The sequence below is a fragment of the Oscillibacter sp. genome, from assembly GCF_031978065.1.
Taxonomy (GTDB): Bacteria; Bacillota; Clostridia; order Oscillospirales; family Oscillospiraceae; genus Oscillibacter.
The window spans coordinates 1-1,294 of sequence record NZ_DALZCH010000207.1 but is presented as its reverse complement, the minus strand read 5'-3'; the positions used below and the strand labels follow the sequence as shown (position 1 = coordinate 1,294).

The window sequence follows — 1,294 nt, the reverse complement described above, 5'->3', positions numbered from 1 at the left end:
CAGCCACCTTTCCGGAGGTATCGGGTACCTGCTTTACACATACGATGATTTTCATTTGTTTGCGCCTCCTTACAGAATGTGGTTGGAAATGACCACGCGCTGGATCTCGGAGGTACCCTCGTAGATCTCGGTGATCTTCGCGTCGCGCATCATGCGCTCCATGGGGAAGTCCTTGGTATAGCCGTAGCCGCCGAACATCTGAAGAGACTTGGTGGTAATCTGCATAGCGGCTTCGGAGGTAAACAGCTTGGCTATGGCGGCTTCCTTGGTGAAGGACTGGCCTTTGGTCTTGCGGATGGCGGCCTGATAAGTCAGCAGGCGGCCCGCTTCAATGGACACAGCCATGTCGGCGAACAGGAACTGCGTGTTCTGGAACTTGGAGATGGGACGGCCGAACTGGACGCGGCTCTTGGTGTAGGCAACGGCCTCGTCCATCGCACCCTGAGCAAGACCAAGGCCCTGTGCGGCGATGCCGATACGGCCGCCGTCCAGCGTCTGCATGGCAATCTTGAAGCCCTTGCCCTCTTTGCCCAGCAGATTTTCCTTGGGAACGATGCAGTCGGTGAACACGATCTCGGCGGTGGGGGACCCGTGCAGGCCCATCTTCTCCTCGTGCTTACCCACGGAGAAGCCGGGGAAGGTGTTCTCCACGATAAAGGCGGAGATGCCCTTGGTGCCCTTGGAGGGGTCGGTCATGGCGAAAACCACAAACACCTCGGCGGCATAGCCGTTGGTGATGAAGATCTTGGAGCCGTTGATCACATAGTGGTCGCCTTCCAAAACAGCAACGGTGGTGCCCTTGGAGGCGTCGGAGCCGGCGTCCGGCTCGGTGAGGCAGAAAGCGCCCAGCTTGCCGCCGGTGGTGAGCATGCGCAGATACTTCTGCTTCTGCTCCTCGGTGCCGTTCTGGATGATGGGGCCACAGCACAGGCCGTTGTGAGTGGCGACAATGTCGCCGGTGGACGCGCAGACCTTGGAGATTTCCTCCACGGCAATGGCGGCGGACAGATCGTCCGCGCCCGCGCCGCCGTACTCCTTGGGCACGCTCATGCCCATAACGCCGTAGCGGAACAGCTGGTCAATGGTTTCCTTGGGATACTTGCAGGTGCGGTCGGTTTCGGCCGCAATGGGCTTGATCTCGTTCTCGGTAAACTCGCGGGTCATTTTCCGGATGAGTTCCTGCTCCCGTGTCAATTCAAAATCCATGTCAGTCTCCTATTACTCTAAAATTTTTAGTCTTGAATGCCGGCAATGTATTTCGCCAGCTCTTTTTTGCCCTCGATGTTGCCCTGAC

Annotated in this window: 1 protein-coding gene; it reads right to left on the bottom strand. The window is 58.0% G+C overall.

Translation table 11 applies throughout. The features are described 5' to 3' along the window. Positions 1-69: 69 nt before the first annotated feature. Entirely contained in the window at positions 70-1,206 is a 1,137-nt protein-coding gene (locus tag RTK01_RS16745) for an acyl-CoA dehydrogenase (protein WP_312282054.1), read from the bottom strand. Positions 1,207-1,294 lie beyond the last annotated feature (88 nt).

Excerpts from the sequence above, each read along its gene's own strand:
- RTK01_RS16745 (WP_312282054.1), bottom strand. The coding sequence starts at position 1,206 with ATGGATTTTGAATTGACACGGGAGCAGGAACTCATCCGGAAAATGACC.